This window comes from Arthrobacter jiangjiafuii, from assembly GCF_018622995.1.
Lineage (GTDB): Bacteria > Actinomycetota > Actinomycetes > Actinomycetales > Micrococcaceae > Arthrobacter_B > Arthrobacter_B jiangjiafuii.
In genome coordinates, this window is sequence record NZ_CP076022.1 from 236,080 (window position 1) to 259,604 (window position 23,525).

Annotated in this window: 28 protein-coding genes and 1 pseudogene; 2 read left to right on the forward strand and 27 right to left on the reverse strand. The window is 62.1% G+C overall.

Translation table 11 applies throughout. The annotated features are described in order from the left end of the window. Positions 1-83: 83 nt before the first annotated feature. The 17 genes from KKR91_RS01260 to KKR91_RS01340 form a co-directional block, all read right to left on the reverse strand. Entirely contained in the window at positions 84-461 is a 378-nt protein-coding gene (locus KKR91_RS01260; protein WP_210231496.1) for a hypothetical protein, read from the reverse strand. 44 nt (positions 462-505) lie between these two features. Continuing rightward, entirely contained in the window at positions 506-994 is a 489-nt protein-coding gene (locus KKR91_RS01265; RefSeq protein WP_210231495.1) for a single-stranded DNA-binding protein, read from the reverse strand. Next, positions 994-1,272, reverse strand: a complete 279-nt coding sequence (locus KKR91_RS01270; RefSeq protein ID WP_210231494.1) for a DUF7352 domain-containing protein — start codon at positions 1,270-1,272, stop codon at positions 994-996. Before KKR91_RS01270 ends, KKR91_RS01265 begins: the two co-directional genes overlap by 1 nt. Beyond that, a complete protein-coding gene (locus KKR91_RS01275) occupies positions 1,272-1,805 on the reverse strand; it encodes a hypothetical protein (RefSeq protein ID WP_210231493.1) in 534 nt (177 codons plus the stop codon). The genes KKR91_RS01270 and KKR91_RS01275 overlap by 1 nt, the downstream gene beginning before the upstream one ends. After that, positions 1,805-2,632 carry a PD-(D/E)XK nuclease-like domain-containing protein gene (locus KKR91_RS01280; RefSeq protein ID WP_210231492.1) on the reverse strand — a complete coding sequence of 276 codons (828 nt, stop codon included), beginning with the start codon at positions 2,630-2,632 and terminating at the stop codon, positions 1,805-1,807. Before KKR91_RS01280 ends, KKR91_RS01275 begins: the two co-directional genes overlap by 1 nt. Continuing rightward, positions 2,629-2,922 (reverse strand): hypothetical protein, encoded by a 294-nt coding sequence (locus KKR91_RS01285; RefSeq protein WP_210231491.1) that lies wholly within the window; start codon positions 2,920-2,922, stop codon positions 2,629-2,631. The genes KKR91_RS01280 and KKR91_RS01285 overlap by 4 nt, the downstream gene beginning before the upstream one ends. 1 nt (position 2,923) lies before the next feature. Beyond that, a complete protein-coding gene (locus KKR91_RS01290; protein ID WP_210231490.1) occupies positions 2,924-3,121 on the reverse strand; it encodes a hypothetical protein in 198 nt (65 codons plus the stop codon). Beyond that, positions 3,118-3,378, reverse strand: a complete 261-nt coding sequence (locus KKR91_RS01295) for a hypothetical protein (protein ID WP_210231489.1) — start codon at positions 3,376-3,378, stop codon at positions 3,118-3,120. Before KKR91_RS01295 ends, KKR91_RS01290 begins: the two co-directional genes overlap by 4 nt. Positions 3,379-3,882: 504 nt before the next feature. Beyond that, positions 3,883-4,407 carry a hypothetical protein gene (locus KKR91_RS01300; protein ID WP_210231488.1) on the reverse strand — a complete coding sequence of 175 codons (525 nt, stop codon included), beginning with the start codon at positions 4,405-4,407 and terminating at the stop codon, positions 3,883-3,885. 94 nt (positions 4,408-4,501) lie between these two features. After that, a complete protein-coding gene (locus KKR91_RS01305) occupies positions 4,502-4,918 on the reverse strand; it encodes a hypothetical protein (RefSeq protein ID WP_210231487.1) in 417 nt (138 codons plus the stop codon). A 169-nt stretch (positions 4,919-5,087) separates the two neighbouring features. Beyond that, positions 5,088-5,330, reverse strand: coding sequence for a hypothetical protein (locus tag KKR91_RS01310; RefSeq protein WP_210231486.1), 243 nt, complete (start codon positions 5,328-5,330; stop codon positions 5,088-5,090). Then, entirely contained in the window at positions 5,327-5,554 is a 228-nt protein-coding gene (locus KKR91_RS01315; protein ID WP_210231485.1) for a hypothetical protein, read from the reverse strand. Before KKR91_RS01315 ends, KKR91_RS01310 begins: the two co-directional genes overlap by 4 nt. A gap of 337 nt (positions 5,555-5,891) precedes the next feature. Then, on the reverse strand, positions 5,892-6,143 hold the full coding sequence (locus tag KKR91_RS01320; protein ID WP_210231484.1) for a hypothetical protein: 252 nt from the start codon (positions 6,141-6,143) through the stop codon (positions 5,892-5,894). Beyond that, positions 6,140-6,430 (reverse strand): hypothetical protein, encoded by a 291-nt coding sequence (locus KKR91_RS01325; protein WP_210231483.1) that lies wholly within the window; start codon positions 6,428-6,430, stop codon positions 6,140-6,142. Before KKR91_RS01325 ends, KKR91_RS01320 begins: the two co-directional genes overlap by 4 nt. After that, positions 6,427-6,663, reverse strand: coding sequence for a hypothetical protein (locus tag KKR91_RS01330; RefSeq protein ID WP_210231482.1), 237 nt, complete (start codon positions 6,661-6,663; stop codon positions 6,427-6,429). The genes KKR91_RS01325 and KKR91_RS01330 overlap by 4 nt, the downstream gene beginning before the upstream one ends. A 115-nt stretch (positions 6,664-6,778) precedes the next feature. Beyond that, the gene (locus tag KKR91_RS01335; protein WP_210231481.1) at positions 6,779-7,018 is read right to left on the reverse strand and encodes a helix-turn-helix domain-containing protein; all 240 of its coding nucleotides are present in this window, start codon (positions 7,016-7,018) and stop codon (positions 6,779-6,781) included. Beyond that, on the reverse strand, positions 7,015-7,269 hold the full coding sequence (locus KKR91_RS01340) for a helix-turn-helix domain-containing protein (protein WP_210231480.1): 255 nt from the start codon (positions 7,267-7,269) through the stop codon (positions 7,015-7,017). The genes KKR91_RS01335 and KKR91_RS01340 overlap by 4 nt, the downstream gene beginning before the upstream one ends. A 138-nt stretch (positions 7,270-7,407) precedes the next feature. Here KKR91_RS01340 and KKR91_RS01345 point away from each other — a divergent pair, with 138 nt between their 5' ends. Next, a complete protein-coding gene (locus KKR91_RS01345; RefSeq protein ID WP_210231479.1) occupies positions 7,408-7,644 on the forward strand; it encodes a helix-turn-helix domain-containing protein in 237 nt (78 codons plus the stop codon). Positions 7,645-8,324: 680 nt separating this feature from the next. Here the strand turns inward: KKR91_RS01345 and KKR91_RS01355 are convergent. The 9 genes from KKR91_RS01355 to KKR91_RS01395 form a co-directional block, all read right to left on the reverse strand. Next, on the reverse strand, positions 8,325-8,474 hold the full coding sequence (locus tag KKR91_RS01355) for a hypothetical protein (protein WP_210231477.1): 150 nt from the start codon (positions 8,472-8,474) through the stop codon (positions 8,325-8,327). 136 nt (positions 8,475-8,610) lie between these two features. After that, complete coding sequence (locus KKR91_RS01360; protein WP_210231476.1) at positions 8,611-8,793, reverse strand: hypothetical protein; 183 nt, start codon at positions 8,791-8,793, stop codon at positions 8,611-8,613. 438 nt (positions 8,794-9,231) lie between these two features. Next, entirely contained in the window at positions 9,232-10,305 is a 1,074-nt protein-coding gene (locus tag KKR91_RS01365; RefSeq protein WP_210231475.1) for a phosphatase PAP2 family protein, read from the reverse strand. Between the two features lie 136 nt (positions 10,306-10,441). Then, the gene (locus KKR91_RS01370; protein ID WP_210231474.1) at positions 10,442-11,131 is read right to left on the reverse strand and encodes a DsbA family protein; all 690 of its coding nucleotides are present in this window, start codon (positions 11,129-11,131) and stop codon (positions 10,442-10,444) included. A 196-nt stretch (positions 11,132-11,327) separates the two neighbouring features. Continuing rightward, entirely contained in the window at positions 11,328-12,236 is a 909-nt protein-coding gene (locus KKR91_RS01375) for an oxygenase MpaB family protein (RefSeq protein ID WP_210231473.1), read from the reverse strand. Between the two features lie 42 nt (positions 12,237-12,278). Beyond that, positions 12,279-15,632, reverse strand: coding sequence for an ATP-binding protein (locus KKR91_RS01380; RefSeq protein WP_210231472.1), 3,354 nt, complete (start codon positions 15,630-15,632; stop codon positions 12,279-12,281). Beyond that, positions 15,629-16,396, reverse strand: coding sequence for a DUF4194 domain-containing protein (locus KKR91_RS01385; protein WP_210231471.1), 768 nt, complete (start codon positions 16,394-16,396; stop codon positions 15,629-15,631). Before KKR91_RS01385 ends, KKR91_RS01380 begins: the two co-directional genes overlap by 4 nt. After that, the gene (locus KKR91_RS01390) at positions 16,393-17,892 is read right to left on the reverse strand and encodes a DUF3375 domain-containing protein (protein ID WP_210231470.1); all 1,500 of its coding nucleotides are present in this window, start codon (positions 17,890-17,892) and stop codon (positions 16,393-16,395) included. The genes KKR91_RS01385 and KKR91_RS01390 overlap by 4 nt, the downstream gene beginning before the upstream one ends. Before the next feature lie 590 nt (positions 17,893-18,482). Next, a complete protein-coding gene (locus KKR91_RS01395; protein ID WP_210231469.1) occupies positions 18,483-19,379 on the reverse strand; it encodes a hypothetical protein in 897 nt (298 codons plus the stop codon). Between the two features lie 1,358 nt (positions 19,380-20,737). Here KKR91_RS01395 and KKR91_RS01400 point away from each other — a divergent pair. Next, the gene (locus KKR91_RS01400) at positions 20,738-22,429 is read left to right on the forward strand and encodes a hypothetical protein (RefSeq protein ID WP_210231468.1); all 1,692 of its coding nucleotides are present in this window, start codon (positions 20,738-20,740) and stop codon (positions 22,427-22,429) included. A gap of 321 nt (positions 22,430-22,750) precedes the next feature. Here the strand turns inward: KKR91_RS01400 and KKR91_RS01405 are convergent. Next, positions 22,751-23,238: pseudogene (locus KKR91_RS01405) on the reverse strand (protein kinase family protein); the annotation flags it as partial. Positions 23,239-23,525 lie beyond the last annotated feature (287 nt).

Below are 23,525 nucleotides of genomic sequence, written 5' to 3' on the forward strand. Positions count from 1 at the left end.
GGCGCCCGGAAACATGTCCGGGCACCGCGGTTTGGGCATAAAAAAAGACCCTGTTCGGGTCTTGGTGCGGGGTGGGGTTACGCCTAGATGCTGTACGTTCCATTGGCGATATAGTCATGCGCTTCTTGTGCCAGCTGCTTCGTCCACTCGACTACCATCCCTGCGGTCATTTCGGTGTCGTAGACGCTCATTCGTGAGCGCTCTCCGGGCCAATACTGGCCGGAGTGGAGCGAATCGAATCCGATCCAATTGCCTCGCTGGAAGGTGATTTCACCCCAGGGGATGTTGTTCTCGATTTCGTAGCCGTGCTCAACCTCAAGCCACGGGTGTCCATCGGGGAGTCGGACGTATCCATTCACTGCCTCATAGAGCGGTGCGCGAGATGAAACCCACGGGATGCCTTCGATGGTGCCGCTGTCCACTACTTCGGTCTTGATCGGGAAGTCTTCGGGGATGCTCATGGTGGTTTCCTTCTGGTGGTTGGTGGGTTAGTGCGGGGTGTTGCCTAGAACGGCGGATCCTGCGAGTCGGGACCGTTGCCCCATGCGCTCTGCTGTCCACTCGGCGCTGACCACGGATCCGCGGCGGGTGCTGTCTGCTGTCCACCCCACTGCCCCTGCTGTGCGGGCGCGGACTGCTGGGTGTTCTGCTGTGGCTTGGCGGCGGGTGCGAGTTTGCGGATTGCCTGGACGTTCAGGATCGGCTTGGATCGCTTCTGCCCATCCTTGTCTTCCCACTGCTGGGTTTCGAGGCGCCCGGTCACGTATACCTGATCGCCCTGTGCCAACCATTCGGCAACGCGTTCGGCTGTCTGCTCCCATGCGGTGCCGTCAACGTAGAACGTCCGCGTGTTCACCCATTTGGACTGCTGCTCGTCGTACTTGGAGTCATTGAAGGCGAGGCGCATATTCAGGACTGCCTTGCCGCTGTTCGTGAACTTGAGTTCAGGCTGTGCGGTGACGCCTGCAATGTCGCTGATTGTGGGGACGCTCATTAGTTGTTCTCCTGTGTGGTTTCGAATAGGTGGAAGACGTACGCCCCGAGGAATGCCGTGTCGATGTAAGTGGCGGTGTCCTCGATGTCATGCCCGGTGCCCCGGATGCTGAACGCCCGGGGTTTACGCCCATCTGCGTCGTCGCGGTCGATGTACCAGAGGCAGAGGTTGTTATCTTGTGCCGCAAAGTGGATCACCTCGGCCGATGGCGAGAGGTTGACCCCCATCTCAGTTACCCCGGGCAGGAAGGCCAACTTATATACGCGCTGGTGACTCATCACTTCTCCATCTGCTGGTTGACGTATTCGAGGACGTACGCGGGTGCGTTCTGCCCTTTGAGGTATTCGGCGTATTCGGGCAGGTTGCCGTCCACCTTGGCTTTCTCGGTGGTGGCGATGACTTCGGCGGGGATGGTGGGTGCGGCTTCGGTCAGCACCTGCGCGGTGAAGTTCTTGCGCTTGCCTCGGGTTGCGGTGAGTGCCACGGTGTGCGGCTTCTCAATGTGGGACATGGCTGCGATTTCGATGCCGCCTACCTTGTCCCTGCCGAATGTGATTTCGGGGTTGCGGACGAGGGTGAGGCGGCGTCCGGCGTAGGTGGATGCTTCGGGCCCCCATGCGCTGACCATGACGCGGCGCATACTCTTGGAGGGTCGGTATGCGCGGCCCGGGAACTCCACCAGGTGTACGTCTACGGGCTGTTCTGCACTGCCCGCGGCTACTTCCTTGATGGTGACGGTGATAGGCCCGGAGATGAGGTCGTCGGCGTTGATCTGGTCGCTGCGTGGGGCGATGGTTGCTGTGAGGTCCATTAGAGGGAGATGTCCATTTCTTGATTGATTCCCAGTAGGTCATCGAGTTGGTAGTTTGCGTATGCGGGCAGTCCGACCGGTTCGACGGCGGGGTATCCAGGCCATTTGCCGGTCTCGGTGCATTCGCGGTAGATGCGTTTGGCGCGGTCGAGCATTTGGCGGCCACAGTCCAGCGTGTAGTCATCGAGCTCCACGACGCTGACCAGGTAAGGTGCGGTCTTCTCGACGTTGACAAACACAAACTTCACGTCTTCGCCGGTCGCAGCTTTCACACCGTCGATATAGTGGGCCGCGCTCATGAAGTACCCGAAGTCGAAGGCGGTCTTGCTGAAGCTGTTCGGGGAAGCATCCACTGTCGTCTTCAAGTCCACGATGGTGCCGGGCTTCCATGCGTCCGGGCGGCACTTGAGCATGAGCCCGTCTTCCTCCCAGAAGATCGACTGCTCAGCTTTATGTCCGATGAAGTGCAGGCCCGCAACCTCGTGCAGCATTACCGAGTCGCGCATGGCCTCGATTTGCGCCATCTCCTTTGTGAGCAACGGCTGTTTGCCCACTGCCAGTGCCTCAGCCTTCGCTTCCTTCGCGGCCTTCGTGAGCCAGTTCGCGGCGTCCACGATGACGATGTTGGAAGTGTCGCCCTCTAGGATCAGCGAGTGTGCCGCGGTGCCAAGGGTGAAGGCGTCGGAGCTTTTCGGGTGCGCCTTGTCGTGCTGGTAATGCGCCGGGGTTTTGAGTGCGAGCGTCTTCAAGCTGGTCGAGCCTAGGGCTGGATCCGCGTGGTAGTCGCGGTTGCTGATGTCGGCGTAGATGCCGGGTGAGTAGGTCATGCGAGGTTCAGCCTTTCTTTGACCTGCTGGCCGATTGATTTGTATCGAGCGAGTTGTTTGGCCTCGTCTGAGTTCGGGACATCTTGGGCCCTCTTGAGCCATTCGTACGTCTGCTCTTCGACCTGCCCAAGCATGGCGATCAGGTTCGCAGTGCGCTGTTCGTAGGCGAGGGCCAGGGTGGCTTCAGCGATTGCCATAGATGCAACTGTTGGCTGCTGTTCGATGCTCCAGACAGAGGCATCCGTGGCCTCGTCAATGAAGCCCGCTGCTGCTTCGTAGTGCTTATTCATGTCAGTCCTCGTCTTCGTATGCGTATTCCCGGTCGCGTTGGTCGTCCGGGTCTTCTTCGTAGTCGGCATCCACGCAGGAGTCGCAGCATTCCCCGTCGCAGGCGCCGCAGTCTTCGTCGTCGCACCCTTCGCAGACGTCGTCGTCGGGGTCCATGTGCTGGTCGGGAATGTCGGCGTGTATGAACTCGATGGCACTCACTGCAGGGCCTCCGTGATTTCATAGCGAACGCGGTCGTATGCGTGTCGCTTGCCGAGCGAATACGCCTTGTCGATCTTGTCGGCGTCCGGGAATGGCGTGCGGGCCTCATGCTCGGCAATAACGGACTCCACCGCTTCCAGTGCGGCGATCAGCTTGGGGGCGTCTTCGTGGGCGAGCTTGTCTGCTACCCCCATTCCGAAGTGGTACGTCTGGCAGTCGGCCACTCGTATCTTGATTTCTTCCAGTGCGTTGCTCATACCTTGGCTCTCCTTTTCTTGTTGGCGCGGTTTTCTCGTGCGCGTTTGCAGGTGCGGCAGATGCGCGTGCCGTTCGCTTGTGTGGCTGTGTTGTCGGCCGTGTATTCGTGGCCGTGTTTGCAGTGGGTTAGTGGGCCGCGTGGTGTTGCACCGTTGGCTTCCCTGATTCGGCGTTTGGCGTCGGTGTCGCAGGTCCGGCATCGCCTGGTTCCGCTGGCGTGGTGGTAGGTGTTCGTCTCGTTGTATTCGTGTCCTCGGCGGCAGTGCGTGAGGGGTTGGCGTGGGCGGGTGGTGCGGGTCTTGCGCGGCTTGGGTGGTCTTGGTGTCTTGCGTGTCCTTGGTTGCCGGGGTGTTGGTGGTTCGGGTTCCTCGGCAACCAGCGGCACGTCAGCGCGAACACGTCGCGGCAGGTGCACCGTGGATTCCATGAAGCGACCACCGACCGTGCATGGCTCCAGGGGTCCGGCATCACACAGCGGGCACTCGACGTCGAGCAGGGCGGGATCAATCACGGGAGGCCAGCTTGTCTTCGAGTTCGATGATGCGGTCAATGGCCAGCTGTGCGAGTTCGGATGTGTAATCCCAGGCTCCGCCCGCCCTAAAGTCCCGCAAGAGTGCATCCCGTCGCTCCTGCAGCTTCTTCTCTGCGGCCTCAGCTTCGGCCTTCTCGGCAGCTTCCCGGGTGGCGGCAGATTCGATGTACTCGGCAAGGGCGATCATGTTCGCCGCGCCATTGCGTAGCCAGTTCGGATTCATCGCCATCCTGGCGTGTGCAGCTTCGGGGCCACTGCCGCAGGTGATCTCATCACCCAACTGCTCCACTTCCTCGTACGCTTTCGGCACGAGGACGCTTTCCTGTCCGGCGGCGTTGAGGAGTTCGAGGGCCACGGTCGGAACGTCGGCATTCGGGATGAAGATGCCGGCCGAAGTCCCCTTCTCTATGACCGCCATGAAGCACTCGTCTTCACGCATTGCTGCCGAGTTAATCTCCAGCCTGTCCGTGCTGTTCTTGTATATGTAGTCGCTCATTCGTTCTCTTCTTTCGTGGTTGTGGTTCGCCCGTAGTAGATGGGGGCGAGGAGGATGGTTGCGGCGAGCATGAGGAGGACGACACTGTCGGGGATCATCGGTTGACCCTTCCTGCTTGGGCCATTGCGTTGAAGCGGGCGGCGTGGACGGGGTAGTTCGCGGGCTGCTTGCCGACGTAGCGGTTGATGTATCCGCCGGGCAGACCCGCGGCGCCGATGGCCTTGGTCGTGGATTCGTTCAGGTCGGATTCGCAATCACGGAGCATGGACAGCGGCAGGTCGCCCATGCCGATGCCATCGAAGTTGCGGAAGGCCTGCAGCATCTCCAGCAGGTGTGCGCGGAAGTTCGGCGTGTTGTCGCCGCTGATCTGCCAGGCGAGTTTGCGTGCGAAGTCCTTGAACTGTTCGTCGTCGGCGTCGTCGCCTGCGCCATGTTCGTCGTAGAACCGGCCGGTGAGGTGGCGGACGGCGAGGTCAACTTGTGCGCGGGTCAGTCGGTCGGTGCTGTTCACGTGGTCTCCTCGGGGCAGAAAAAAAGACCCTCAGTGGGGTCTTGGGTTTCGGATGCTTCGGGTGGTGGTGTCCAGCCCATTTGCAGGAGGACTGTGCGAGCGGGGCCGGTGACTTCATCCGGCAGGTTCACGCTCGGGGATTGCATGACCGTGACGAGGTTCCAGCCGGTCATGTCTCGATCACATCCGGCGTTACGTCCGCAGGTTCAAACGCCCGGACAACCTTGTCGTAGTCCACCGCAAGGGTGGTGGTGACTCGGATGTTTCCTGCGCCGTACTCGCTGCGTGCCTTGGCGAGTTCTTCCATCCACCCCTCAGAGTTGCTGTCCATGCAGTACTCATCCCATGCCGCCACCAGCCACGGGGCATCGTTTTCGTTCTCCACGACGGCCCAGATCAGATAGATTTTCATGCCGCCACGTCCAGGTTCGGCGCGACGGTTGTGGCGGGGTGATGCTTGCCGAACGGCTTGGCGTGCTTGCCGGGGGTGTGTGGGCAGGGTGTGCAAGCTTCGGGCCACAGTGCGGCGAGGCTCGGCCACTGGTCAGCGAAGATTGAACTCGCCGTCCATCCCAGACTGTGCGCCGGCTCCGTCTTCTCTACGGCGGGCCAGATGGTCGGGTTTGCGTGCTTCATGTCATTCTCCTTTGCGCCATGCGTCGGCGTCGTCGTTGTATCGGGTGTCCGCTTCTGCGTCTTCTGCGTCGTAATCGCGGGGCTCGGGCGGTTCAAGGTGGCGGTCGGTCACTGGGCGGCCTCGTGTGGCAGGGATGCCGGCACAGTGCCGCTACCTTGACACCTGCTGCAGGAGACCTTCGATATACCGATTGCCCCCCAAATGAACACGTCTCCGTGACCAAGGCACTCGCCGCACAAGATCGAGGCAGCGCTCATGCCGTCCCACCTTCCGCGACCGTGAGTACCGCTTCGGCTTCGATGAGTGCCTGTGTGAGTGCCTGGACTGTGTGGCCGGTCATCGGGTCGGGTCCGTTATCTCAGCGACGCGGAAGTGTTGGCTTACGAGTGCGCCGCTTTCACGTGCGTAATCCTCTGCGGCTGCACGTGAGGGGAAGTTGACCATCAGGGGAACGTTGTACTTGTTCACAACGACGTAGCCGATGGTGGGCTTGGCTTCGAGCGCGTTGACGAGGCGCATAATCAGCGACTCATCCTCACTGAACGGGGCGTTGCGACGGGCTTCTGCGATCAGGTCGGTGTTGCTCATTGCTGCCTCCTGGCGATTGCTGCGAGTAGTGGGGTTGCCTGCCATGTGCGGATGACGCCGTGGCGGCGGGTCGGGTTCGTGGAGAGTCGGAATCCGGTCGGTTCGATGTAGCCGAGTTTGCGGGCTGCCGAGAATGCTGCGCCGGCCATATTGGGATGCGGCGGCTTCCTCATGTCGCGGGTCAGGTCATCCGCGGAGAACGTGGACTGTGCGCGAGCCAGACCGAGGATGGTAGCTACTGCGTCTTGGCTCCAGTCCAAATCAGTGAGGGCCATCGGGGTGCTCATGCGGCTATCTCCATTCGTTCGCGGTCTACGTTCTTGGCGGCTGTCTCGCCTACTGGATCGGAGTACTGGATGAAGCGGGCCAGGTCGGGATCGAACTGGCCGGTCTTGAACTTGTTCGCCAGCTTGTCGGCGCGGGCCTTCGATAGCGGCTCACCGTTTTGCTCGGCTGTATATAGGAGTGCGTCGCGGATGTCGTTTTTCGGCGCGGCACGGTCTACGAATCTGAGGAACACAGAGTTCTCCCTAGGAAACTTGAGTCTCGAAAGACAGAAGGGGTGATGCGGGGATGTTTGCCCTAGAGGCGGGCGGAGGTTGCCGGCGGTTTCGCTGCGGCGGGTGGTGCGGTGTTTAGACTGAGCTGAGGAGCTGGGTGATGCGTTGGCGCTGCGTGCGGGGCTGCTGTTTGGGTGCCGGGGGAGTGACGATGGTTTCGTACTGCTCTTGTGTGAACCGGTAGAGCCTGCCGACCTTGACGTGCGGCCACTTGTTTGTGCGGCACATGCGGTGGACGGTTTCTGTGGAGACCTGGAACCTGGCTGCTAGTTCCGCTGAGGTGATGAGCTTTTCGTCTTCATCTGCCAGTTTCACGCTGCCACCTCCCGGAGTGTGTCGGGGAGGAGGTGGGACGGCTGGACTTCTAGTGCGTGGGCGATGCGCCCGAATTCGTTGAAGCTGAGACTTCGTCCGCCTTTCAAGCTTCGGCGGAGTGTGGGGTAGCTGATTCCTGTTTCATCTGCGAGGCGGTTGATGCTGACTCCGCGGATGATCAGTGCGTTGGTGATCTTGTGGGCGATCTGGGCATCTTCTGTGGGCGGCGGTGCCCCTGGTGACTTGTTCATACGGCGAGCGTACTTGCTCGATTGGATAAGTGCAACCCCTGAAATTACAAGCGTGTTGTCCGAGTGTTGTGCCCCACTCGTATAAGCCGCTTATCCACTTGGTTGTGCATGTGACCGTAACCAGTTAAAGTTCCCTACATGAACACATACGGCGACCGCCTCGAAGCAGCAGTCATCACTCAACTCCGTGTTGAGCTCGCTGCCCGCGACATGACCCAGCAGGACTTCGCGGCGGCCGTAGAGATTACGCCGGCTACCCTCAACCGCTATATGAAGGGGCACCGCAGTATTCCCATGCAGACCTTCTTTAAGATGGCTGAGGTTCTGGGGAAGCCGGCAAAGGAACTGATGCAGCAGGCCGAAGCGCGCCTGTAATGCCTTTCACCTCGCAGAGGGTGAGGCTTTCGAGCCACAGCAGAATAGAGGGCTGAACGCCTATCTCATCAGCAAGACGCGCCAGGTCACGTACAGTCCGCACCTTTTTTGGGTGCGGATTTTTTCTATTCCCCATTGAGACCCCATCGTTCGAATACTTGTTCGATACGTCCGACCATACAATATGCCACTGACGGGCCGGTGCGTGCATCGCCCCCCAAAGGATCTGCGCCGCCTACATCCTAGCAACCTACCCCATATTGCATAGAAAGATCAGCAGGCTTTGGGGCTTGTATTTATGGGTGTGATTTGCAATCAACATGAGGCCGGAAACCTTATGGGCTATCAGCCCCAAGGATGTGTATTATCAGCGGATGCCTACAGGTAAACAGGGGCCTCCTGGGCCATTAGCACGCGCCACATCAGCGGAGATTCGGGCTGCCATGGCGCGGGAGAGAATGAGCGGCGCACGCTTAGCGGAGGAGGCCGGGATGTCTCAGAGTTATGTCTCCCGGCGTCTTCTGGATGAGGCGCCGTTTACGCTGAATGACATTGAACCGATATGTGCGGCCCTCAAGCAGGAGCTGTGCCCGTTCCTTGCTACCGTCCTTAGGTCGATGGAGGAGCATTGTGCGTCGGGTGTGAACGCATAAAAGCCCCCACTCGAAAGCGGGGGCCGTCTAGTCTTGTGCGGGCTCTTCTAGGTAGCCCCGGAGCGCGCCCCGAATGATGTTGGAGAGGTCCGTTCCTTCGGCCTCAGCCTTGGTCTTTGCGGCGTCCCATAGTTCGTCTTCGATACGGACTGTGCGCCGGGCGGTTCCCTTGCTCATTGCTTCTCTCGTGTTGACAGGTCCCGCTCTGCGTCGTCCAGGCGGGATTGTGTGTACCAATTGGGGTTGGCCTCCCATTGTGCCCGAAAATACGGGACCGCGGCCCTCGCGATGGCGAGGGCTTCCGCCCCGCTCATTAGCCGACCAGCTGGACGAGGGTTCCGGCTTCCATGCCGGTGACTGCGAATCCCTTACCGTAGTGGCCGATCTGGTAGCGGTTCGGGTTGGCGTGGTTGTCGACCATGAGAACTTCTACGGCTTTCTTGCGGCCTTCGAGGAGGATCATCATTCCGGCTTCGAGGTTCTCTACGGCGATCATTTTCTTGCCTTTCGTCTTCGGCTTGTTCCGATAGATAAGACACTACAGGGTGTCATGACACCCTGTCAACACCCAAAGGGCAGATGGGGGAAATTGTGGCGGGAGTCGCCTAATTCGCCGCATCAGACATGACGCATGGATGTCACATAGGGGCTCGGGATTAGGGGCCGTGGCGGAAAACCCTCGTTGACGCCGTCAACGAATAGAGCGTTTGAGAGTGTCGCCAGTGCGTTTAGTCGCTGAAAAATCCCCGGAATCTCGCGGATTTCCCTAGATTCTGCGGGCTCTCGCGGGGGTTCAAATCCCCCATCCTCCGCCACTCAAGCCCCACCAGCCGGATTTATCCGGCCGGTGGGGCTTGTTTCGTTAAGGCGTCGGACTCGGCCGCGGGCTCGAGCGGATGCCCAGACTGGTTGCGTCCCTGGCCTGAGTACGTCGCTAGGACCCGGCGGCCACCAGCTCCGGCTCATCCACAGACCCTGCAACAGGCCCGGCAACCGCCCGACGTCGTACGCCCGTCGCCCGGGAGCCCAGCCAGATCGACACGGCGCCGATGGCCAGCCCCGCCACTGCATCCAGGATGTAGTGCCAGCCGAAGTACACGGTGGCCAGCGCAGTGAGGGCGACATAGACCCAGAGGAGCCAGCGCACCACGCTGGGCATCCGCGTCAGGTGCGCGAAGAGCGCTGCCGTAAAGACCACTGAGACATGCAGCGACGCGAAGGCGGCAATGCCATGCACGTTCTCCGTAGCAAACGGATTGGCGAGGACTTCCACCCGGTTCTCGTACAGGGTGTCCTGTAGCCCCGAAACGGCGGTCTCCGGCAGGTCCGCGAAGGGGGACGGCTCGGCGTAGATCGGGCCGAGTGAGGGCAGGGCGTAATAGCTGACCGTGCCCAGGATCCAGTTGAAGGACAGCGCTGTGGCGTACCAGGCGCCGCGCTGCAGGTTATCCGACCACACCAGTGCGGCTGCGAGCGACGCCGGCACAAAGACCATGTAGAGCATATAGACGGCGGACAGCACCTCCGCGCTGATGCCGGTGCCCAGCAGGCCCTGCAGCAGATCGGCCGGATAGGCGCCGCCCGCCAGCCACCGGTCCGAGTTCTCCAACACGGAGTCCGTCAGGTGGTCCTGCAGGAAGGGCAGGAAACTCTTGAGGTTCCGGTAGGAGAGGTACGCCAGATAGAACGTGCTCAGGCCTGCGGCAGCCACCGCCAGGCGCGGTCCCGCCCACCGGGAGCGCAGCACCCCGGCCACAGCCGAACCCAACCCGCGCAGCCCCGGCCGCTGCACCATAACCCGGGGAGCGACGTCGGCCGCGATCATCAGGAGCACGATCAGGGGAAGCCGCACGTAGCTCGGGCCGAGGAAACCGTCGGGATCCCGCACCGGGAGGTCGGCCGCGAAGGCCACAACCACCATGAGCACGGTGAAGGCGAGGGAGATGATCAGGGGTACGCCGAAAAGGCGGTGCCAGGCAGAGCGGGCAAGCCCGGCTTCGTTAGTCATCCACTCTTTTTATCCCACGATCAGCCCCGCACTATGCGGAAAAGGGGCAATCGTCAGTATGCTTTCCATCACATTGGTGAGGGCGTGGAACGTGTGGTGTGCCGGCGTCCTCGGGGGAAAGAATTTCCCCTGCGGCTCAGGAGCCCAGGGCATGGTCCAGCTGCTCCTGGATGGCGCTGTAATCCATGGAGTCCAGCATGAGCACCTGGTTGTCGAGCACCAGTGAAGGAGTGCCCGGCAGCTGGAGGTCCTGGGAGTCCTGCAGGTCCCTGGCCACCCGGTCCTTGATTGCATCGGAGTTGTAGTCGGCGCGGAACTGCTCCGTATCCAGGCCCAGGTCACCGGCGTAGGAGACAAAGAGGTCTTCCACGTCCTCCTGGTTCTTCCAGTCCTGCTGATGCTCGAAGACGGCTGCGGCCATCTCTTCCAGCTTCCCCTGTTCAGCGGCTGCCTCCACCGCCCGGGCCGATGTCCCGGCGTTCTGGTGCTTGGGGAGGGGATAGTTCCGGACGACGATGCGGACGGAGTCGCCGTAGTCGTTCTTGGCCTGCTGGATCAAGGTATCCATCTTGGCGCAGTATGGGCACTGGTAATCAGTGAACAGAACCAGCGTCGCCTGGGGATCTGCGGGGTCGGTGATGGCCCGCGCGTCAGCGGGAGCCACCTTTTCCAGGCTGTCGGCCGGTATTGGTGTTGCCGCCGGAGCGCTGGCTGTGGTTTCCGGCGTTGGGGAGGGTGCTGGGGAGTCCGACGACGTCCCGCAGGAAACCACGCCGCCGCCAACAAGCAGGCCGGCGATGAGCAGTGAGGGTACAACCCTGCGCATAGTCTCCTTTCGGAAGTGCTTGAGGCGCGCGCGGCGGCACGCACCAGGTACTGGTGTGCAGTTGGCTTTCCTTTTAATGGTTTCACCGGGTTCCGGGGGACTGGAAGCGGTGTGCCGCGTGATCTTCGTCCAGCGGGTATGTGGCCGGCGCAACGGGCCGGGCAGCGGGCGGGTGGCCGGCCGCCGTGCCCCCACACTAGCCAGTGGCAGCGGCCAGCCGGGCGATCCGCGCCCGGGCGGACTTCTCACTCGGACCCATCGGCCCCAGCCCCAGCCGGATGACGCCGAGCACCAGTTTCACGGGAAACCTCATCGGCACCGGGACCGGTCCCAGATGCGGCGCCTTCAGCCCAAGCAGCTCGCGGTGCCGCGGCTCCAGCGAGGCCACCGCGCCGGCAAACAGGATCCGGTATCCGGGCAGCTGGGAGCGCGGCAGCGGCGGACGGCGGAGGAAGCGCACCGCCTCGGCGACGTACTCGCTGTGCCGCAGCTCGCCGTCGTACGCTGCCATCTGGGCGCGCAGCTCCGCCTCCGAGCGCGGCGGATCGGCGATGCGCATCAGCTCACCGGCCACCGCCCACTCGGCAACGTAGGCGTCGGGCCCGCCCGGAATCGGACCGCCGAAGCGCTGATGCGAACTCAGGAACGCGTCGGTGAACGCCAGATGCACCCAGCGGGCGATCTCCGGATCATTCGCCGAGTAGGGGCGTTCGACGCCGGCGGCATCCTCATAGGTCCCGTGGACGCGCTCATGCAGGCGCAGCACCCACTCCGACCCGGAACGCGCCGCCCCCGTGTCCCCGTAGGTGACGGTGAAGATCCAGCGAATGGTTCCGGCCAGCCGGCCCAGCGGATCGGCCTTGTAGTCGGAGAAGTCGTGGACCCCGGCCATCGCCCCCGGATGCAGGGCCTGCAGCAGCAGGGCACGGATGCCGGCGATGATCGGGGTCATGGACCCGTGCACCGCCCAGACGGCGGACTCCGGGCCGAAGTGCCCGACGTCGTCGCCCTTGGCCAGGTCCAGCTCCCACTGCGGAATCTCGGTGGCATTGTTGCTGAACGTACCGACCAGCTGGCGGCGCCAGGTCTCCAGGATTTTTAGCACCCCACCAGTCAACAGCCCGGAGCGCCGCCGCGCCACACCTGATTAGCGCAGCAGGATGTTCACCGGCTGCGAGACGGAGCCGCGGCGGATCTCCCGTTCCAGCACACCGGAGCGGTTGACGGCGTCGTCGCGCAGGATTTCGGTGACCGAGCCCAGGAAGCGGGACAGGTCCACCTTGTCCTCGGGAGCCGCGAGCAGCAGCTGGAAGCCGAACTCGTGCAGGGCGTTGATGGACGCCTCGGCGAAGGACAGGGACGACTTCACAAACGCCTCATCCATCATCACCGTGCCGTAGGTGCTGAAGCCCTGGGACACGATGCCCAGCTGGTAGGCCAGCGCCGAGGCCATGATGAACGCGGTGAACCGCTGGCCCTCGCCGCCGGACATCAGCGACGCCTGCAGGTTGGTGTACGCCTGGCCGTTGGCGAGGCGGTGCGTGCAGGTGATGGTCACGTGCGAGCGGACATCCAGGACCTCGGCCCGCCAGCGGCGCTCCTCCGGATCCTTCAGCCGGTCCACCAGCGCCTCGAGCGCTGAGTAGCGGGCGTCCATGTCCGCCTTGTTCTGCCGCATCCCCATCATCGGCAGCGCGTTCTTCAGCTCGGTGCGGAACTTGTGCGCGGCGTCGGGAACCGTGGTCTTGACCTCGATCTCCAGGTGGCTGTCCACATGGTATTCCACCCGCTGCAGCACCGAATTCAGCGGCAGCAGGCGTGAGGAGATGCTGCGCCGTTCCTCGTCCAGCAGCGCGAGCAGGTCGCTGAACCGCTCGTAGGTGCGGTTGTTGAAGTATTCCCGGAACTCGGTTTCGTGCTGCGGCAGGCCCTCGGAGATGATGCTCTCGAACCGCTCGGCGTAGGCGCCGGCGGCGTCCACCGAGGTGCCGAAGTCCGACCCCCACTTGTCGGTGAACGTCTCGAAGGTCCGCTCGAGCCGGTTCTTGGTTTCCAGCAGCGTCTTTTCCAGCCGGGCGCCCTCGGTGATCAGGCTGCGCTCCACTTCCGCTGCGGCCTCCTGCAGGCGCACGACGTCGGTGATCTCGCCGAAGGGGGCGAAGAGTTCCTCCAGCGCCTCCTGCAACCCGGCATCCAGAATGCCCAGCGCCTTGGCGGCCAGAGTGTCCCGGCGCTCGGTGGCACCGGCGAGCTGTTCCCTGATGCGGGCCAGGTCGCCCTTGAGCACGCCGATCTTCTCGATCGACGCGGTGTGGTCCAGTTCGGCGGTGTCCAGCTCGAAACGGATCTGCTCCAGGTCGGTATTGGCGTCCCGGGCGGAATCCAGTGCGTCGGTGGCGGCAGCAACGGCGTCGCGCTGCGCTGAAGCGGAGAGCTCCTCGAAGGAGCGCGCGTCTGCGGCGACCCGGCGGACGGCGGCGAGCCGGCTGACCAGCTCGGCCTGCGTCTGCGCCTGCGCCTGGGAGCGGGAATCCGCCTCGCTGTAGCGGTCCCGCAGGGCCAGCAGCTCGTTGCCGAGCGCGGCCACGGTGTCCTTGTTGTCAAAGCCCAGGACGTTGTCCGAGGCCTTCGCGTGCCGGTCATCCTTCTCCGTGGTGGAGGAGTTGCGCTTGACCGCGCCGCCCAGGCTCACGCCGCGGGAGAGCCCGGCGAGCTCGTCCGGATCCTCCACACAGACAAAGTCATAGTGCGCGGTGATCTTGCGGGCCACCCAGCGGCCCATTTCGGAATCCTGGGTGACGAGCTTGGTGATCAGGTCCCGCGGACCCGGCTCGGACGGCCCGTCCACCGGAACGCTGACGTCGATGCAGCGCAGGAAACCGTTGAGGTTGGTCTCGGAAAGGTAGCGGGTGACCGCGCGCATGTGCTCGCCGGGCACCAGCAGGGCGGTGGCGAGGGAGCGCAGCGTGCGCTCGGCGGCGGGCCGCCACTGCTGCTGCTCCGGTTCCAGATCGATCAGTTCCGCGGCGAACGGCAGGTCCGCCTCGTCCAGGCCGGTGGCCGCGCAGATCCGGGCGCGCTGGTCCAGGGAATCCTGGCGGATGTTGGAGGTGCGGCGGCGGAAGGAGCCAATGTCGTTTTCCAGCTTGGCGATGGCGCCCTTGAGCTGCCAGGCCTGGCCGTGCGCATCGGAACTGCGTTCGCGGGCGGCCTCCACCTCCAGGGTCAGGGACTTCACCAGCTCGGCGGCGCGGCTGCGGGCGGTGACCAGCCCGGCGGGGGAGAAGTCGACGTCGATCCCGGCGGCAGCCAGCTCGCCGCGGGCGGTTTCCTCCAGCGCCACGCGGGAGTTCAGCTGCACGACGGCGGCGGCCAGTTCACGCTCGAGCGTGGCGATGGTGCCGCCGCCCTCCGCGCTGTACCGGGCAGCCAGGGCGTCCATCTTCTTCTTCAGGTCCGAGCGGCGGCTTTCCGCGGCGGCCAGGTCCCGGGTTCCGGCGTCGGCCGCGGCGGTGAACCGGGCGACGTCGCGCTCGTGGCTCGCCAGCGTGAGGCGCTGCCGGTACGCGGGCAGGCCGTCCTTGGCGAGGGCGCGGTTGTGCCGCAGCTCGGCGTCGGTGCTGGTGAAGAGCCGGTGCAGGTCCGGGACGTCGGCCAGGTGGTCGCGCTGCTGGCGGGCGCGTTCGAGCTGCCGGCGGATGCTGCGCAGGTGGCTGAAGTCCTCCACCGCCTCATCGGCGGCGGCCAGGGTCTTGGGCGTGTCCAGCACGTTGGTGCGGAAGAAGTCGTTGACCGTCCCGCCCAGGCCCTTGCCGGTCTGCAGGATGCGCAGCAGGCCGAAGGCCTTCTCATCCTCCACACCCAGGGCGGTGCGGAAGCGTTCGGCGAAGGCCTTGTGCGAATCGTAGATCCCGGCGCCGGGCAGCAGCGCCTCGAGGCTGCCCTTGGTGAAGCGGCCGCGCATCTCGGTTTCCAGGGCGCGGATATCCAGCGGCCGGTTATGCACCGCGTAGAAGCGGCCCACGTGGTGTTCGGTGCCGTTGGCAGGCAGGTCCATCAGCACGGACAGCGAGGTGATCTGCCCCAGTCCGTTGTCGAAGGTCAGGCAGACGGCGGACCAGGTGGCGCCGGGGCGCTGGTAGGCGGTGCCGTCGGCACCCGCTGTGCCGCCGTCGTCGGGCCCTGTGCCGTTGCCGGAGCCCTGGGTGCCCAGCCGGCCGCGCATGTAGGAGAACGCGGTGCGCTTTTCCTCGGCCAGGGACCCGCCGTTGTTCTGCGCCGCCTCGTTCATTTTCGGCCGGGCATCCATGACCTGGAGCATGGCGTCGAAGATGGTGGACTTGCCCACGCCGGAGTCACCGGTGAGCAGGGTTCCGGCGCGGTCCACGTAGATGGTGTGCGCGCCGTCGAACGTTCCCCAGTTCACGATCTGTACGGAGGAGAGCCGGTTCTGGCCGGGGTTGATCAGGTCGCCCATGGGAAGGGTGGTTTCGATGCTCACGCGATGTCCTCGCCGTCGTTGGCTGTGGCCGGTTCCGGCAGTTCGGGGTCGGGCAGTTCGGGCTGTTCGCCGGCGGCGTCCGTCAGGGCCTGCATGAAGGTGACAATGTCGCCGATGTGCTCGTACGGCAGGGCCAGCGGCAGGGCGCCGGAAATGACCCAGACGTTGTCGACCTCGGTGGGCAGCAGCAGCCGCCGTTCCTGCACCAGCTTGCGGATGGCGGCGTCGGCGAGGTCTTCGACCTGCTTGGCGTCGCGCTGGCCGGGATCGACGTAGCCTTCGATGATTTCGACGATGTCGGTGCGGGCAATCACGGCGTCGTTGCCGGTGCCGGTGTGCCGGTCCAGCAGCAGGCGCATGCGCAGCAGCAGCAGGGTTTCCTCGCGGGTCATTTCGCGCTGGCGCTGCAGCACTGCGGTGTGCGGTTCGGGCATGTCCACCGGGCGCAGCAGGGCGACCTTGCGGTCCTCGTCGATGACCAGGGTCAGGAACAGTTCGCTGAGCCGGGTGCGCAGCTCGTCCTGGTTGTCCACCACCGTGTTGTAGACGTTGTCGGAGCTGGCGGCGTCCAGGTACGGGCCGCGCAGCAGCCGGATCAGGGCTTGGCGCAGTTTCAGCGGCAGGGTTCCGGTGTCGCCGGGGAACAGTTCGGGTCCGTCCACGAGGACGTCCCGGGGTGCGGGTGCGTCTCCGTACGTGTTTTCCGGGTAGGTCTCGTCCGTCTCCGTGGCGGGGGAGTCCGGGAATGCGCTGGTTTCACTCATGGCTGGGGGGCTTTCGCGACGGCGACGGCGGGCAGCAGCGCGGTGCGCTCGCTGCCGTCGATCTGGGTGAAGGTGATGGATTCGGGGCGGGTGGCCAGCCCGGTGGGGGTGCTGCCGCCGTTGGAGGCGGGGGAGAAGTCCTCCGCGCCGGCCTCGAGCGCGGCCGAGAGCAGGGCGCGGATGCTGTTCAGGTGCCGGTCCTCCGGGGCGAGCTGGGCGAAGACCTCGCCCACCGTCGCGGTTCCGCTGGCGGCGGCGGCCCGGGTGACGGCGTCGCGCAGGGCCCGGCGGTTGGCCTTGGGTGTGCGGATGGAGCGGTGGATGTCCGCTTCGGAGAACGACGGCGGTGCCGGCAGCTTGGGCGGCGGCGCGTGGTCTTCGGGGTTGAACAGGTGCACCATGCCCAGGGATTCGAAGGCGGCGCCGTGCAGCAGCGGTGCCGGGACGACGGCAGTGCGGCGGCGGCTGCGCGGTGCCTTGTGGATGGCGGTCTCGGCGGTGCGGATCAGCTGGCGCAGCTGGACCGATTCGCGGTACTCGTCGCTCTGCACGTAGGTGTGCATGGACTCGGAGAGCCGGCCGTAGATGCGGTGGATTTCGGTGGCCTGGGCGCGCATGTCGCTGATCAGCCGGTGCAGGCCCTGCCGGTCTTCGGCGGGCATGTCCTCGGCGAAGTCCCGTTCCAGCACCTCGGCGATGGCGTGCCGGAAGCGGTCCTGCTGGTCGGCGTCGTTCAGGAACGCGGTGAAGCCCTCGTACGTGCGGCCTTCGCTGGTGTTGCGCAGCTTGCGGTCCGCCTCGAGGATTTCGCCCATGGTCAGGCCCTTGGCGGCGTTGGATTCCACCATTTCCTGGCGCAGGGCATGCAGCATCTTCTCCAGCCCGTCGCGCATCCGCTTGAAATCGGCGGGCAGCGCGGCGGCGAGGTCCAGGATGTCCTGCGCGGCTTCGACGGCGGTGTCGCCGTCCACCGGGGCCGGGGCGTCGCCGGCTTCGAGAGCGCGGATCATCTCCTCGCGGCGCGCGACCTCTTCTTTAAGGACGGCGATGCGCGCAGCGGGGTCCGGGTTGGTTTCGTGGGCCAGGTTTTCCACTCGGGAGAGCAGAGTGGCCAGCCGGGAGGAGTTCAGGCTGGTCTTGTCCGAGGTGTTGCCGTCCAGATAGGACAGGAAGCGCACGGAGGATTCGGTGAGTTCGTAGACGAAGCGGCCGTCCACGCGGGGGCGGGCCAGGAAGCGGCGGGTGACCCAGTCATCGGCGTAGTTCTTGCCGGTCCAGTCCTCGCGCAGGCTGACGCCGGAGATCCGCAGCTGGCGCAGGAACCCGTCGGTCATTTTGTGGAATTCCTCGAGCGGAATCCGCGGCCGGGTGCGCCCGAAGGCCTCCCGGAACAGGGCCAGCACCCAGGGGTTGGCCGTGGTGAGTTTCCAGCCCGGAGTGGCTTGGAGCCGCTGCAGTTCCGCCCAGCGGGCAACCGTGTTTTCGATGAAGGACATACTGCGCTTTCCGGCCAGGGAACAGGACAAACGGGCCTTGTCGATTTTAGCTGTCGGAGGGCCGGAACCCGGCATTTGGAGGGAGGGAGGGCGCGGCTGAGGGGGCGCGTGCGCGGCGAGGGTTATGAAACGGGCGCCTCAGTAAAGTCCTGTACCTCGGTAATGGCAGTTGCACGGATTCATCCAGGGTCCAAGCCCTTAGCCTAGCCAGGAAGTATCGAGGGTCCAGACGGCTCCCAACGACCTAGACGAGCACTCGGCTAGTTGTCATGCGTTATCGGCGTTTGACCGGCTTCCCGCCCCTCAACATCTCGGGTTGCATCCATCGGAGATTGTATCGATTGCCCGAGTTCCATTCGAGTTCGGGTGGTCCCACATGCCCGTTGCCGTACAAACTTCATATCACCGAAGTTCGGGAGCGCCCCGGGCGACCGGTTGTCGATTCAGGGCGACGGTGAATATCGAGGACATTAGCTGTAACTTCAATTAGAAGTTTTTCGAACACTCAAAATACTTCAATGGGTGCCCGGCTAGCCCGCTGATCGATTCGCCTGCGTCGACGCCTAATGGGCACTCAGCGGTAGCTGTAGTCACAACCCGACAGGGAGAGGGTTATTGCTGGGAATGTGTACGGGTATGAGGGAAACTCTGATGTGCTTTTTAGGATCGTGTTTGGAGTGGACAACATACTCGTTCTTAGAAATGTCTTTACATATAAAGTTCTGATGTCCGACTATGCAGTCTTCAGCTTTCTTTACAATACCTTGAACATCCTTTATGCCTCGAATAAACAGAATTAGTCCGGCTCTAGTGTCACTCCAGACGGTGTACCCCAATAGTTGGTCAATGGCTTCGCTAAACAGGTGAGAGCCTGCCCAAATCTTGCACTCACCGATAAATGCATTAACATCCTTGTATCTAAAGAGTAGATCAGTCTTTCCATTGCCTACAAAGGTTTCCCCTGTGACTTGGCCCTGCCACTGTGCATTGAGAATGAATAATAAGATGTCGCGAAGCGACTCTTCACCTTCCCGAAGCAGGTGCGCTGATACTTTGTGCTGTCGTTCGAGGGCGGCAGCGAAAGAACGAAGAGTCTCTACAAGTTGGTTGGCGATTTCGTCAGCCAGTTTGCGCGGAGTCTCACCTGTGCCAGCCCGGGCTTCCACTTCAACTAAATGGAGAGTCTTCGGTTTGACCGGAATATTTACGGCTGTTGGTGAAGGGGTCAGCGGAATGTTGAGACTCTGAGCATCCTGATTTATTGACAATGCTATTTGCTGTCTAGTTTCAATAATCTTACGAACATCTTGCTTCATCCTCGCGTGATGTTCCGCAACCCATCCGTCGTGTAGTCTCACTGCCTCTGCAATCTCTTTATCCCACCGGCTTCGATAATCAGCAAGAGTCTCGGGTTCATACTCGCTCGCACTCACCCAGTAGGACTTCCGGAGTGTCCATGTGCTGGCATCGCTGCCGGAGATATGCACTCCATCTATTCCTTCTAGGAAACGCGCTGCCGAACTGCACCGGACTGTGAATCGGAGTTCCACTAGTTGCTGCTCGAGAGGAGAGATTTCCAATTGGTTATTCTCGTGTACTTCGTACTCCAGGTGCATTGTATTCATGTAGATATCCGCATCTTCTAACGCGTGATATTCAGTGACCAGTGTTATGAGACTGTTCAGGCCCTGACCTGCAAGCTGCCCATTAGAGAGGCTCTTGGCGGTCCACCTAGCGGCACTTTCGCGATCGGAGAATTCGGCTGTTAACCGGCGTGACGGGACGGGTGTCAAAATATACCTCCATAGCGGGGAGCGAGACGATTCCGACTTGGAACCACCGTGTAAATTTAGTACAAACTCCTACGTCATGTTTCCGTAGAAACATGAATGCAGTCCGAGTCGGCAGAAATCATGCTGGCGGAGGGATGGTTTTAGCCGCGATGTCATGTTTGCCAAGGGTTAACAGAAGCAGCAGCCTCACCCCTTATTCACCCTCACACGGTTGTGCCCTCCGCGATGCAGGGTATACGCCCTCAAAGCAGTGGATGGGATGGGTGCGGGCATTGAGATTTCTTCTGTAAGTACGAATTGCAATATGCGGGGGACAATGCGGTGCAGCGTACTGGAGGCCCGCGGCGCTGTTCTGTTCTCCCTCGTACAGGGAGACCTGGTGGGCTTCCTGGCTCTTGGAGAGTTGGGTTGCTTGCCGCGGAGTCGGCTGTTGGCGCCTCGGCCAGCGTTGAACAATAGTCGGCGGACGGGTACGGGGTGAAGAGGTCAGGTTTGGTGATCACTAGGGTGTCCCCGTCGCGCACTGCTGCCCGGGACTGGAGTAAACCGGGTCGTTCCGTGTTTGTGCCGGTGGGTCCGTGATCGGTGCAGGTCCGGTCATCCGGCGGGGCGGTGTTTACGGGACTGGCTCGGCGCACGCTATGCCGACTTGTCGCTGGTTGGGTATGTATCGTCCTCTACACCATTATGGTTGGGGAGCGCGAACGCAAACGTCTGGCAGCTCACCCGTCGACAACGCACTGCCTCCCTGGAGCCTTTGAACCGAATAAGCTGCAGTCGCCGGCAAGAAATCCGAGGAAGCTGTCGCGGGCTACGTGTAAGGGTGAGGCGACTTCCCTCCCCCAGGAACGCAAGCACCTCGACATGGCAGGGTACCTGCTCGAGAAGGACTGGCACCAACGTCTTCATGCCCACGTTCTCACCTCGCGGATAACCGCAGCCCTCGCAACGACCAGTAGCTACCAATAGGACGAACGGAAGCTAGTCGAGGTCCGGCGGCGGATGTGCGCACAAAATCACTTCCTGTTCTGTGTGGGCCTAGGATGGGGCCCATGACCAGGCAGTGGCAAAAGGTAGAGAGCAACGGCCCCGATTTGCTCATCGACTCTGATGACATCGTGGCTACATTCTTCATACTATTACCCGAGTTTCTCCGCTTCCCAGAAAATTCCTACTTCCCCACATACAGGCCCTTGGGCGCCGACGTGAGCAAGTGGTTGCGGTCGTTCGAGGACGTACCTCCACGTACTGATGAGGAGCGAAGCAACTCCAAATACTTGAACCTGGTCGGAGCCGCCCTGCTCAGTTCCTCTATAGTGTTCCGCAGACACGCCGTTAGTTTGGATGAAGCCTCCGACCTGCCGTTACTGACAAAAATGTTCGAGACTTTCACACCAATGGTGCCTCTCAAACAAGAAACGCCAGAAAAAGATGCCGAAGAATGCAATTTCTTCAGCTCGGTGGCCGAGGTCTCTGTATCCTTGGACTCAGTCACTTTAGATATTGCGATTGGTAGCGAGCGGGAATCATTTAGAATTAGGGATAAAGCTTCAGTCACCGATGAAATTGTTAACAAAGCACTGGATACCGCGTTGGAGGCAGTCCGATCTTTCCAGTTGGCCTATTATGGAGCCACGCGTGAAGCGGTGACTTTGGTAGTGCGCGAGATGTTGTCACCGGTCTTTTTGGTCTCGCTGCGAACCATGAATGAGCTGAGCGAGAATGCTCAAGTTGAGCCGAAGACTTTTCTCACTGGGAACTTGCCGAGCCGGATCGGAGTGATGAACGATCTGGGCGAAGATGAGATGAATAAGGTGAGCAAGGGGGTCACTACCAGGTCGCCCCTGACTCGATACCTGGACCTCTACCGGCAGGGAACTGTTGCCCTGCGACAGGGCAACACAAGAGAGTGTGTGGTCATGATGTCGGTCGCGGCCGAATCGCTCATCAATGTGCTGCTGGCCCACCTCCAATGGGAAGAATGCCTCACTCCTGAAACGAGCGCTGATACGTGGGTGCCAAGCCTTGATACGAGGATAAAGACCGTCCTACCTTCAAAGCTGGGCGGAAACTGGGACACCACCAAACCTGGTGCAATCCACGATTGGAACAAAGACATAGCTTCCATTCGCCATCGAGTCGTCCACGCCGGCTACAGGCCATCGATGGAACAGGCTCAGAAATCGATCGACGCCCTGAACGCTCTCGTGACGTTCCTAGGTGATCGAGTGACGCACAGCGGAAACCTGAGGAAGTATTCCCGGACTGCCCTAACCATGCTGGGGTCTGAGGGCCTCAGGAGGCGTGACAGATACACACGAGCCGTGCGAGAGATCGAGAGGGACCGAAACGAAGTTCAGTGGGATGAGACCTTCTCCCGATGGTACGACACTCAAATCCTGTGCATTCAGGATCAGAGGGATGCCCGCCACCCGGATATCAGCACGAGTACGTATTACATAATCTTTATCTCGCAGGACCAACACTATTGGGTTGCGAGCGATTGGGGTAATCGCAAAGCGGTGAAAGTTGCAGTAACTCTCGCTCAAGGAGCCTTGGATCCAGTGCAGGAGTTACGGAGTGGCGCGCTATCAATGCAGGAGGGTGCAACCGTCTTCCCAATATCTGCTCAGGTTGAGGATGGGACAGTTGTGGATGCCGAGCTCAAGGGCGAATGGCAAGAGACCTATCATTTGATGCCACTCCAAGGAGTCATGCGTGATAAGAGTGACTTTGTGAGGTGACAATTTATCAAGGCTCCCGCGTCGATGAGCGGGGTGAACTACTCAAACCCGAAGGGACTTGGTCTACAAGGAGATCTTTCTGATTCGCCCGACAACTGACCAGTGCGAGATAGACGTCGAAGATGGTTGATTGCGACCCATTCCGGATACAAGCATCCTCGCCAGTCAGGCAGCCCGGTAGCCGCCCGGAATACGTCGGGGATCTGTGTTACGTCTATCGGATGCGCTTGAGTCTGATGCTCGAGAACCACAACGCCGGATTCGCAGACTGGATCAGGATGCAACCGCGATTGCCGAATGGTGGGCCCGGGGCAAACTGAATTAGAACAGCGGCCAGGGTGCCGCGGGCATTTCGCCGCTCGGAGCTGGAATCCGCCGTTCCAGGCGCAGCCCACGGCGAGCGAAGATTTCCTTGGCAGTGAGCAGGTCCGCCAGATTCCGGCCCAGCTTACCCTGCAGTCCTTCGTGAACACGGTCGTCGCCCGCGCGTTCCTCGGTGCCTAACGCCTCGCCGATCCAGCCCCACAGCACCGTCCGCAGCTTGTGGTCACTGTGGAAGGTGAGCCCGTGGTCCATGCCGTACCGATGCCCGTCGGCCATGGCCAGGGCGTGGTCGCCCTTGCGGTCGGCATCGTTGACCAGGACGTCGAACGGCGCCATCCGCCGCAGCGCCGTCTAGTCCTCGCAAATGAGGCAACTATCCGCCCGCTGTCGCCCTGACCCTCGAGGACCTCTCTCCAGCCGGTTTCCGGCACGGAGCCCGGCGGCACCAGGTCCACGGCGTTCTGCTTGGGGTCCGTCTCCTGCCAGCCCGCGATCTCCAGTACTGAAAACCCATGAAGTGGTATAGCGGACTTTTCACATCGCAAGCAAGGTCCGAACTGATGCGCTGTCCCCGCGTGGGTTCGGAAATCGGCCTTAACGGTGTATCGAATCGTGTGTCGCATTGAGTATCGAATGGGCGTATCGCAGGCGTATCGCATTATCTGGTGCGAAACGGCAAACGGCAGACAGCGTTTCTTGAGAACGATCGCTGCTTAATGTGGGAGTATCGTCCTATGCAAACAGACAACGGGGCAGTCTCGCCTAGCGAAAC

What these genes read in the sequence shown, in the direction of transcription:
- KKR91_RS01260 (WP_210231496.1), bottom strand. Translation starts at nt 461, where the DNA reads ATGAGCATCCCCGAAGACTTCCCGATCAAGACCGAAGTAGTGGACAGC.
- KKR91_RS01265 (WP_210231495.1), bottom strand. Translation starts at nt 994, where the DNA reads ATGAGCGTCCCCACAATCAGCGACATTGCAGGCGTCACCGCACAGCCT.
- KKR91_RS01270 (WP_210231494.1), bottom strand. Translation starts at nt 1,272, where the DNA reads ATGAGTCACCAGCGCGTATATAAGTTGGCCTTCCTGCCCGGGGTAACT.
- KKR91_RS01275 (WP_210231493.1), bottom strand. Translation starts at nt 1,805, where the DNA reads ATGGACCTCACAGCAACCATCGCCCCACGCAGCGACCAGATCAACGCC.
- KKR91_RS01280 (WP_210231492.1), bottom strand. Translation starts at nt 2,632, where the DNA reads ATGACCTACTCACCCGGCATCTACGCCGACATCAGCAACCGCGACTAC.
- KKR91_RS01285 (WP_210231491.1), bottom strand. Translation starts at nt 2,922, where the DNA reads ATGAATAAGCACTACGAAGCAGCAGCGGGCTTCATTGACGAGGCCACG.
- KKR91_RS01295 (WP_210231489.1), bottom strand. Translation starts at nt 3,378, where the DNA reads ATGAGCAACGCACTGGAAGAAATCAAGATACGAGTGGCCGACTGCCAG.
- KKR91_RS01300 (WP_210231488.1), bottom strand. Translation starts at nt 4,407, where the DNA reads ATGAGCGACTACATATACAAGAACAGCACGGACAGGCTGGAGATTAAC.
- KKR91_RS01310 (WP_210231486.1), bottom strand. Translation starts at nt 5,330, where the DNA reads ATGAAAATCTATCTGATCTGGGCCGTCGTGGAGAACGAAAACGATGCC.
- KKR91_RS01315 (WP_210231485.1), bottom strand. Translation starts at nt 5,554, where the DNA reads ATGAAGCACGCAAACCCGACCATCTGGCCCGCCGTAGAGAAGACGGAG.
- KKR91_RS01320 (WP_210231484.1), bottom strand. Translation starts at nt 6,143, where the DNA reads ATGAGCAACACCGACCTGATCGCAGAAGCCCGTCGCAACGCCCCGTTC.
- KKR91_RS01325 (WP_210231483.1), bottom strand. Translation starts at nt 6,430, where the DNA reads ATGAGCACCCCGATGGCCCTCACTGATTTGGACTGGAGCCAAGACGCA.
- KKR91_RS01340 (WP_210231480.1), bottom strand. Translation starts at nt 7,269, where the DNA reads ATGAACAAGTCACCAGGGGCACCGCCGCCCACAGAAGATGCCCAGATC.
- KKR91_RS01345 (WP_210231479.1), top strand. Translation starts at nt 7,408, where the DNA reads ATGAACACATACGGCGACCGCCTCGAAGCAGCAGTCATCACTCAACTC.
- KKR91_RS01355 (WP_210231477.1), bottom strand. Translation starts at nt 8,474, where the DNA reads ATGAGCAAGGGAACCGCCCGGCGCACAGTCCGTATCGAAGACGAACTA.
- KKR91_RS01360 (WP_210231476.1), bottom strand. Translation starts at nt 8,793, where the DNA reads ATGATCGCCGTAGAGAACCTCGAAGCCGGAATGATGATCCTCCTCGAA.
- KKR91_RS01365 (WP_210231475.1), bottom strand. Translation starts at nt 10,305, where the DNA reads ATGACTAACGAAGCCGGGCTTGCCCGCTCTGCCTGGCACCGCCTTTTC.
- KKR91_RS01370 (WP_210231474.1), bottom strand. Translation starts at nt 11,131, where the DNA reads ATGCGCAGGGTTGTACCCTCACTGCTCATCGCCGGCCTGCTTGTTGGC.
- KKR91_RS01385 (WP_210231471.1), bottom strand. Translation starts at nt 16,396, where the DNA reads ATGAGTGAAACCAGCGCATTCCCGGACTCCCCCGCCACGGAGACGGAC.
- KKR91_RS01390 (WP_210231470.1), bottom strand. Translation starts at nt 17,892, where the DNA reads ATGTCCTTCATCGAAAACACGGTTGCCCGCTGGGCGGAACTGCAGCGG.
- KKR91_RS01400 (WP_210231468.1), top strand. Translation starts at nt 20,738, where the DNA reads ATGACCAGGCAGTGGCAAAAGGTAGAGAGCAACGGCCCCGATTTGCTC.